Below are 9,167 nucleotides of genomic sequence, written 5' to 3' on the forward strand. Positions count from 1 at the left end.
GTCTTGCCGGCGATCTTCACCAGCGGCTTGGGCATCGTGTCGGTGATCGGCCGCATGCGCTTGCCAAGCCCGGCAGCCAGCACCATCGCGGTCGTCGGCTTCATGGGACCCGTTCCTCGAGCAGGCCGTGGGCCATGTAGAAATCCTTCAGGCCGGCAAGCGCCGGATGCGCCAGCGCCCGCCTCAGATAATCGCGGATGCGCGGCAGGTGTTTCAGATAGTAAGGCTTGCCGTCGCGTTTTTCGAGCCGCACGAAGATGCCGAGGATCTTCGAATTGCGCTGCGCGGCCATCATCGCATAGGCCTCGGCGAAGCCGGCCTCGTCGAAAGCGCCGGCGGTGCGCCGCGCCGCGACATAAGCTGCGACGGTGCGCCGCTCGATCTCGGGCGAGATGGTGACGCGCGCATCCATCGCCAAGGAAGCGACGTCATAGGCGGCAGGCCCGATCAGCGCGTCCTGGACATCGACGATGCCCAGCCGGTCGAGGCCGGCGCGCTCGGCCCGCCAGATGATGTTGGGCGAATGGAAGTCGCGCAGCATCAGCGTGTATTCGTTGCCTGCCAGGCGATCGAGGAGCGCGTTCCATACGTCGTGGTAGCCTGCCCGCAACGCGTCGTTTGCCGGTTCGCCGGTGATCCATGGCACATACCAGTCGACCAGAAGGTCGGCCTCGATCAGCATGGCTTCCCGGTCGAAAGGCGGCACGTCGTGGAATAGGCCGGGCGCCGCTTCCAAGCGTGTCGGCCAGGTCTTGCCATGCATCATGGCCAGCAGCTCGGCCGCCGCCTCGTAGCGTTTGGCGATGGGCTGGCCGTCGCGACCGAGGAAACCTTCCGAGCCGAGATGCTCGATGAGCAGAAAGCCCTGGTCGAGATCCTGGGCATGGATCGCCGGCACGCTGACGCCGGCCCCAAGCAACGCCCGGTCGATGGCGACGAAGGCGGCGACGGATTGCGCCGTGTGGGCGATCACCGCATAGGGCTTGCCGTCGCGAACCGGCGGCCCGAGCACCAGGCGCGGCGAGTTCATCAGCACGCGCGGCGCTTGGCCGGGCAGCGAGACGATCTCGTAGGAGCGGGCGGAGGCGTCCCCGACGAAATGGCGGCGGCTGGCGTCGCCCCATCCGGCGGAGGCCAGGAAATCGCGCATCGCCAGCGATCGCACCGCGCGATCATAGATCGATCCCTGCCCGGAAAGCCGTGCCACGCGGCCTTCGCCCTGCTCGGCAAGATCGATCCACAGCGCCGTTTCCGGCAAGCGGTCTGCGGCCCGTTCCGGCCATTCGACCAGCGCCGCGCCTTGGCTTAGCGCATCGTCGAGGCCGAGCTCGTCGAGCTCGTCCGGTGCGGACAGCCGATAGAGGTCGAAATGATGCACCGGAACGCGCGTCTCGTAGCTCTGCACCAGGGTGAAGGTCGGGCTCGGCACTTCGAGATTGGCGTCGTCGGCAAGCGCCCGGATCAGCGCACGGGCCAACGTCGACTTGCCGGCGCCGAGATCGCCTTTCAGCGCGATCGCATCGCCGGCGCGCAATGCCATGGCAAGGTCCTCGCCAAGCCTTGCCGTTGCCGCCTCGTCGGCGAGAAAACGCTCCAGCACCGTTCCTGCCATATAGTCCGCGCTACTCGGCCGCGTCGCGGATGCCCGCCGGCGTATCGGGGATTCCGGAAGGCTTGTCCGGGAAGGTGCAGATCACCGTGGTGCCCCTGTCCTGGCCGGTCTCGATGCGCACGGTTCCGCCATGCAGTTCGACGAAGCTCTTGACGATCGAGAGCCCCAGCCCGGCGCCGCGCCGCCGCCCGCCATTGGCGCGCGGCTCGAAGCGGCGGAAGACCGATTCCAGCACGTCCGGCGGCATGCCTGGGCCATCGTCATGCACCGAGAACTCGACGCCGTCGGCCAGCCGGCGGCAGGTAAGCCGGATCGTGCTCGCCTCCGGCGCGTAATTGGCCGCGTTGCTGAGCAGGTTGTAGAGGATCTGGCGGATGCGGGTCTCGTCGCCATGGAAGCTCGCCGGCGCCTCCGCCGCATCGATCTCGAGCTTGATCCGGTGCTCGTCCAGCCGGTCGGCGACCAGCTCGGCGGCCGCGGCGATCGTCCGGTCGATGTTCATTTCGGAGATGTCGAGCTGCATGATGCCGGCATCGACCGTCGCCAGGTCGAGTATATCGTTGACGATGGTGAGCAGCACCGATGACGATGAGCCGACATGCTCGACATATTCGCGCTGCTTGGGCGTCAGCGGTCCGGTCGCGGGCAGCGACAGAAGCTCGGTGAAGCCGATGATGTTGGTCAGCGGCGAGCGCAGCTCATAGGACACATGCTGCACGAATTCGTTCTTCAGCTGGTCCGATTTCTCCAGCGCCTCGTTCCTGTCCTTCAGCGCCCGCTCGACGTTGACGGTGTCGGTGACGTCGACGAAGGTGATCATCACCTGGCCGTTGGGCAGGTGGATCACCGCGTAGCTCAGCACCGTCCCGTCGACGAGCTCGATCTGGCCGCGGCGGTCACGGCGCTCGTCGTCGAAGCCGGTGACCGCGGCGACGAAGCCGCCCCAGGGGCTGTTCGCCGCACGCTGGTCGCACAGGTCGCGGATCGCCGAAACATGAACGTTCGGCTTGACCGCCTCCACCGTCAGCCCCCACAGCGCGACGAAGGCCGGATTGGACAGCCGCAGCCGCCCGTCCGGACCGAACACGACCACGCCTTCGGCGAGATTGTCCAGCGTCTCGCCCTGCACCCGCACGGCGGTCTGGTAGCGGCTTTCGAGGTCCATCTTCTCGGTCAGGTTCTCGAACACCCAGGTGACGCCGCCCTTCGGCTGCGGGTTCGCCACGACGCGGATCGTCTTGCCGTCCGGCAGGTGCCACCAGTGTTCCTGCGATTCGACGGCGCGATAGGCGCTGAGCAGGTTTTCCTTCCAGCGCCGCCATTCCGGCTGCTCGGCGATCCTGCCTTCGCTGCGCAGCCGGTCGAGCAGCAGCGTGTTGGAGGGAGCGCTGAGCAGGAAGCCCGAGTCGAGGCCCCACAGCTTCTGGAAGGCCTGGTTGAAGAAGCGCAGCTTTTCGTCGGTGTCGAAGATCGCCACGGCGGTGTTCAACTGGTCGAGCGTGTCGGCATGGCTGCGCACGGTCCGCTCATATTCGGCGCGGATCGTCTCAGCAGCGCTGGTGTCGCAGGCGAGCCCCGCCGATCCGTCGGCGCCGGCGAAGTCGGTGACCGCAAACATGCGGCGATCGCCTTCGATCACGGTGGAAAGCGTCTGTTCGAAGACCGGGCGCGACTTGTGCTGCTCGGCGATCTGATCGCGCGCCTGGCCGCCAAGGAATTCCGTCGCGTCGCGCACGGCCGCGGCGGCGCTTCCTGCTTCCACGGCCTCGGCATAGGCGCGGTTGACCCATTGCAATCGCCCGTCCGCGCCACGCAGCCATGCCGGCATCTTCAACGCGTCGAGCAGGCCTATCATGGTGTCGTAGTCGGCGCTGAGCCGCTGGTTCTCGATCTTCAGCCTGGCCTGGTTGCGCAGCGTCTCCGACAGCGAGACGAAGCGCACCAGCACATGCGCCGCGCTCTTGCGGCCATGGACCTCCAGCGGCACGCCGGCCTGCGTTTCGATGACCAGATCGAAGGTCTTCGCCTGCTCGCGCAAGGCGGCAACCGCGTGCTCCAACGCCGCCGCCGAGCGCGGCATCAGCCAACGGCCGAAGGCGAGGAAGGCGGACCTGTCGTCAGGCGCGCCGCTTTCCAGCGGCAGGCTGCCGATGAGTTCGGGTTTCTTGTTGTCCGTCGTCCACACGATCAGGCGCTGATCGCGCAGATTGAGCAGCGCCTCGGAACGCTGCAGCGCAGCGTTGACATCCGCGATGCGGGCCCTGAGCTGCAGGTTCTGCGAGGCGGTGCGGGCGCGCTCGCGGATAAGGAAGATGGCCGAAACCAGTGCCGCGCCCATGACGCCCACGAACATGGCGAGCTGCATGACCTCGAGCGTGCTGACCGGCGCCGCGGCCTTTGCCGGAATGCCCGTCTCGGCGTGGGCGGTAAAGGCGAGCAGCGGGCCGGCAAGCGTCGAGGTCGCAAGCAGCAAGGCCAGCCGCGAGCCGGCGCGAAAACCGCCGCGGCTCACGCCGGGGCCGGCATCGTTCGAATCCTCATGGCCGCCGGAAACGGCCTTTCCCGCTCGTGGCGGGTAATCCCCCGGCATGTCTTGGTCCTCTTCGCCGCTTGAATGCAAGACCGCCCTGATGCGTCCCCGGCCCAACATGTCCCCGGACCGCGAATCACAACAATAACGCTTGCTGGAATCGGCGTGAAGAATCATTGGCGCAAAAAATAAAGCCGGATGGAAAGTCAACCACCCGGCTTCAATATATGGTAGATAATTTCGCTTTGGTTAATAGCGGTAGTGTTCGGGCTTGAACGGGCCCTGCGGCGTCACGCCGATATAGGCGGCCTGTTCGCCGGACAATTCGGTCAGCTTGGCGCCGAGCTTGTCGAGATGCAGCCGCGCGACCTTCTCGTCGAGGTGCTTGGGCAGTACATAGACCTGGTTCTCGTATTGGCCGTGCTTGCTGAAAAGCTCGATCTGCGCCAGCACCTGGTTCGTGAACGAGGCCGACATGACAAAGCTCGGATGACCGGTGGCGTTGCCGAGATTGAGCAGGCGGCCCTCGGACAGAAGGATCATCCGCTTGCCGTCCGGGAAGGTGATCAAATCCACCTGCGGCTTGACGTTGGTCCATTTCAGGTTGCGCAGCGACGCCACCTGGATCTCGTTGTCGAAGTGGCCGATATTGCCGACGATCACCATGTCCTTCATCGACCGCATATGGTCGAGCGTGACGACGTCCTTGTTGCCGGTGGTGGTGATGACGATGTCGGCGGTGGGTGCGGCGTCTTCCAGCGTTACCACCTCATAGCCGTCCATCGCCGCCTGCAGCGCGCAGATCGGATCGACCTCGGTGACCTTGACGCGCGCGCCGGCGCCGCGCAGCGAGGCCGACGAGCCCTTGCCGACATCCCCATAGCCGCAGACCACCGCGACCTTGCCCGCCATCATCGTGTCGGTGCCGCGGCGGATGCCGTCGACCAGCGATTCCTTGCAGCCATATTTGTTGTCGAATTTCGACTTGGTGACGGAATCGTTGACGTTGATCGCCGGGAAAGGCAGCAGGCCCTTCTTCTGCAGCTGATAGAGGCGGTTGACACCGGTGGTGGTCTCCTCGGTGACGCCGCGGATCGCTTCCCGCTGCTTGGTGAAGAAGCCGGGCGAAGCCTTCAGGCGCTTCTTGATCTGGGCGAACAGGATCTCTTCCTCCTCGCTGCCGGGATTGGACAGCACGTCCTCGCCGGCCTCGGCGCGCGCGCCGAGCAGGATGTACATGGTGGCGTCGCCGCCATCGTCCAGGATCATGTTGGAGGTACCGCCATCGGTCCACTGGAAGATGCGGTCGGTGTAGTCCCAATAGTCTTCCAGCGACTCGCCCTTGATGGCGAAGACCGGAATGCCGGCCTCGGCGATGGCCGCGGCCGCGTGGTCCTGGGTCGAGAAGATGTTGCAGGAGGCCCAGCGGACGTCGGCGCCCAGCGCCTTCAGCGTCTCGATCAGCACCGCCGTCTGGATGGTCATGTGCAGCGAGCCGGTGATGCGCGCGCCTTTCAGCGGCTTCTTGGCGCCGAACTCCTCGCGGCAGGCCATCAGGCCCGGCATTTCGGTTTCGGCGATCTCGATCTCCTTGCGGCCCCAGCCGGCAAGCGAGATGTCGGCGACCACATAGTCCTTGCTACCCGTCATGGCAGTGCTCCGGTGTGATTTTTTCTCAAGGCGCGCCGACGCCGGGAGGCGCATGGGAGGGCGCGGTTGCCGGCTTGACTACCAGATCGGTCGCCGCACGACAATGGGACATAAAGAAATCTTTATGCGCGCATGTCTTGCGTGTCGTCCAAAAGCGCGGAACGGTTTTGGGAAGACGACATGCATCCAACAAAAAGCGTGACTAGATTTCCTCGCCGAAACGCGAGGCGATCAGCTGCTCCAACGCATCCATGGCCGGCACGGCTTCCGGGCCGCTGGCGATGACGCGGATCGAATAGCCTGGGCTCGCCGCCAGCATCATCAGGCCCATGATCGAGGTGCCGCCGACCTTCACGCCGTCCTTCTCGACATGGATGGTGGCGTCGAAGCCGCTGGCGACCTGGACGAACTTGGCCGAAGCACGCGCATGCAGGCCGCGCTGATTGATGATCGGGAACTCCCGCACCACCTCATCCGTCCGCGGCGCCGATGCGTTCATTTGCTGCTCAGGAGCTGGCTGGCGACGTTGATGTATTTACGGCCGGCCGCTTGCGCTTCGTCGAGCGCGGCTGCCATGTTGTCGCCCTTGCGGATCGAGGAGAGCTTGATCAGCATCGGTAGGTTCATGCCGGCGATGACCTCGGTGCGGCCGGATTCCATCACCGAGATGGCGAGGTTGGAAGGCGTGCCGCCGAACATGTCGGTGAGCACGATGACGCCTGCGCCGGTGTCGACGCGCGCGACCGCGTCGACGATGTCGGCCCGGCGCTGCTCCATGTCGTCGTCGGCGCCGATCGCCACGGTTTCAAAACTGTCTTGCGGCCCGACGACATGCTCTACGGCATGTCGGAACTCGGTAGCGAGTTGACCGTGCGTCACGAGCACGAGTCCGATCATTCTCTGGTGGCTCCCGTCATCGCCGCTTCACAGGCGTATCTTATGCTCGCCAGCCATTCCAGGCGGCGGGAGCGCTATCTTGTCGACGCACGGCCGGTTGACAAGCCCAAAATTGCGGCGGCCCGGGCCATTTTGACGCATCGCAGCAAAAAAACCGGAGCGGATCATGAAAAAGGCTGGATCGACAGCCGCGCCATCAGCATGGGCAGCGCGGCGGTGACATTTCGCTGGGCGATGTCGACGCGGGGCAGCCGGCATCCGCCGATCGTCTCCGTGGTCTCGTCCTGCAGACGCGTCATGTCGGCCGGTTCGACAAGCCGCGCCACAAGGTCGATCACGGCGGCCGGTTCGAAAGCCAGCGGCCGCGGTCCGATGCCGTGCACCTCGGCGAGGCCGGCGATGCTCGCCGGCGTGCGGCACACCAGCCGGCCGCCATGCGCGGCCGCAAGCAACTGGTCGTCGCCGACCAGCCGGGCAAAAAGGCCCTGCGCGCGGCAATGATCGACAAGCGCCAGCGCCAGCGTCGTCTTGCCGGCGCCCGACGGCCCGGTGATCAGCACGCCGCGCTCGCCGACCTGTATGGCCGTCCCATGGATGTTGCGGGGCTTTGCGGCGGCGCCTGGCATGTCGGTTCGGCGATCAGCCTTCCGCCGGCAGCGTCACCACGAAACGCGCGCCCTTGATCTCGCCGGGCTTGGTGCCGGGGATGTTCTCGGCCGTCAGCGTGCCGCCATGTGCCTCGACGATCTGGCGGCTGATCGACAGCCCGAGGCCGGAGTTCTGGCCGAACGCCTCGCCGGCCGGCCGGTCGGTATAGAAGCGCTCGAAGATGCGATCGATCTTTTCGGCGCGGATACCCGGGCCGTTGTCGTCGACGGTGATGATATTGAACTTGCCCGCGCGCGCCAAAGAGATCGCTATGTGGCCATGCTCGTCCGGCACGAAGGAACGCGCGTTCTCGATCAGGTTGGTGATGACCTGGCCGATCCTGAGGTCATGGCCGACAACGAAATAGCCTTTGGCGCCGGCCGGCAGCTTGGCGACCTTGAGGTCGATCTCGACGGCCTTCTTGTTGCGCGTCGTCTCGCGCGAGACGGCGATGAGGTCGGTGATGAACTTCTTCAGGTCGACGGTCGCCGCATCGTCGCGCGCCAGCTCCGCATCGAGGCGGGACGCATCCGAGATATCGGTGATCAAGCGGTCGAGCCGCCTCACATCGTGCTGGATGATCTCCATCAGGCGCGCGCGAGAGGCATCATTTTTCGCCAAAGGCAGCGTTTCCACGGCGCTGCGCAGCGACGTCAGCGGGTTCTTCAACTCATGCGACACGTCGGCGGCGAAACTTTCGATCGCCTCGATTCTCGCGTACAGCGCATTCGTCATATCGCGCACGGCAATGGACAAATTGCCGATCTCGTCCTGACGATCGGAAAAGTCGGGGATTTCCTCGCGGCTCTTGACGCCGCGCCGCACCCTGACGGCGGCGGCGGAAAGCCGGCGCAGCGGATTGGCGATGGTGGAGGCGAGCAGCATCGACAGGATCGCGGTGACGAGCGCCGCCACCCCGAACACGCGCAGGATCGCCTTGCGCTCGGCCGCGACGATCTTGTCGATGTCGCCGCCTTCGGTGGACAGCATCAAGACGCCGAGCACGGCGCGGAAGCGCTGGATCGGCACCGCGACGGAGACGATCTGTTCGCCCTGCTCGCTCACCCGCACGATGGTCGAAGGGCTGCCGGTCAGCGCCTTGACCACTTCGGGAAAGGCCGCACCGTTGCCGCCGGGCTGTTCGTGGTAGACAGGCAGGTCCTTGTTGCGGAAGAAGTCGAAGATGAACTTCTCCACTCGCTCCACGACGCCGGGCTGCTCGTCGTCGACGGGCGGCAGGTCGTAGCGCAGGATCTGGCCGCGCGAATAAAGATGCCGGGAATCGAGCAGCAGGTTGGCGTCGCGGTCATAGATGCGGGCGCGGGTGCGTGTCGGCGAGATCAAGCGTCGCAGCACCGGCGCGACGCGCTCGGGATTGATCGGGAAATCGAGGTTGTCGAGCTGGTCCGACCCCGGCCCCAGGCTTTCGCCCGCCTGCAGCTCCAGCAGCTTTTCCGGATCGATGCTGATCGAATCGGTCTCGACGGTCGCCGAAGCCGCGATCGCGCCGGCGATGATCTCGCCCTGCGTCATCAGGCTTTCGACGCGCGCGTCGATCAGCCCGTCGCGAAAGGTGTTCAGGTAAAGGATGCCGGTGACCAGCACGGCGAGGCCGGCCAGGTTGAGGAACAGGATGCGCCGCGTCAGGCTGGAGAAGATGTGATGGCCGAGAAACCGGCGCATCGGCACCGTGATTTTCGAAACGAAGGCGGGCACGATCCGCGGCGGACGCCTTGCCGCGCCCGCCCGTCTGCCTCGCTCTACTTCCACTGCCATCGAATAGCAGGCCCTGCTTGGTTAGTGAGTAGTGAGTAGGCAGTAGGCAGTAGG

The 9,167-nt window shown here is 65.5% G+C and carries 8 protein-coding genes; all 8 read right to left on the minus strand.

Features of this window, described 5'->3' with window-relative positions; translation table 11 throughout:
• Positions 1–104: sugar phosphate nucleotidyltransferase (locus tag FJ980_RS27820; RefSeq protein ID WP_246676575.1), on the minus strand; the 104-nt coding region annotated here is incomplete at its 3' end.
• Positions 101–1,612, minus strand: a complete 1,512-nt coding sequence (tsaE, locus tag FJ980_RS27825) for a tRNA (adenosine(37)-N6)-threonylcarbamoyltransferase complex ATPase subunit type 1 TsaE (RefSeq protein WP_140546866.1) — start codon at positions 1,610–1,612, stop codon at positions 101–103. The genes tsaE and FJ980_RS27820, both read right to left, overlap by 4 nt.
• A gap of 10 nt (positions 1,613–1,622) precedes the next feature.
• Positions 1,623–4,202, minus strand: a complete 2,580-nt coding sequence (locus tag FJ980_RS27830) for a PAS domain-containing sensor histidine kinase (RefSeq protein ID WP_140546867.1) — start codon at positions 4,200–4,202, stop codon at positions 1,623–1,625.
• A gap of 189 nt (positions 4,203–4,391) precedes the next feature.
• On the minus strand, positions 4,392–5,792 hold the full coding sequence (gene ahcY / locus FJ980_RS27835) for an adenosylhomocysteinase (protein ID WP_140546868.1): 1,401 nt from the start codon (positions 5,790–5,792) through the stop codon (positions 4,392–4,394).
• Positions 5,793–5,994: 202 nt separating this feature from the next.
• Positions 5,995–6,291: an HPr family phosphocarrier protein gene (locus tag FJ980_RS27840; protein ID WP_095767997.1), complete on the minus strand. Its 297-nt coding sequence runs from the start codon at positions 6,289–6,291 to the stop codon at positions 5,995–5,997.
• Positions 6,288–6,689 carry a PTS sugar transporter subunit IIA gene (locus tag FJ980_RS27845; protein WP_140546869.1) on the minus strand — a complete coding sequence of 134 codons (402 nt, stop codon included), beginning with the start codon at positions 6,687–6,689 and terminating at the stop codon, positions 6,288–6,290. The genes FJ980_RS27840 and FJ980_RS27845 overlap by 4 nt, the downstream gene beginning before the upstream one ends.
• A 164-nt stretch (positions 6,690–6,853) precedes the next feature.
• Positions 6,854–7,315: an HPr kinase/phosphorylase gene (locus FJ980_RS27855; RefSeq protein WP_140546870.1), complete on the minus strand. Its 462-nt coding sequence runs from the start codon at positions 7,313–7,315 to the stop codon at positions 6,854–6,856.
• A gap of 13 nt (positions 7,316–7,328) precedes the next feature.
• Entirely contained in the window at positions 7,329–9,113 is a 1,785-nt protein-coding gene (locus FJ980_RS27860; protein WP_140546871.1) for a sensor histidine kinase, read from the minus strand.
• Positions 9,114–9,167 lie beyond the last annotated feature (54 nt).

Origin of the sequence: Mesorhizobium sp. B1-1-5 (assembly GCF_006443065.1) — a bacterium.
GTDB lineage: Bacteria > Pseudomonadota > Alphaproteobacteria > Rhizobiales > Rhizobiaceae > Mesorhizobium.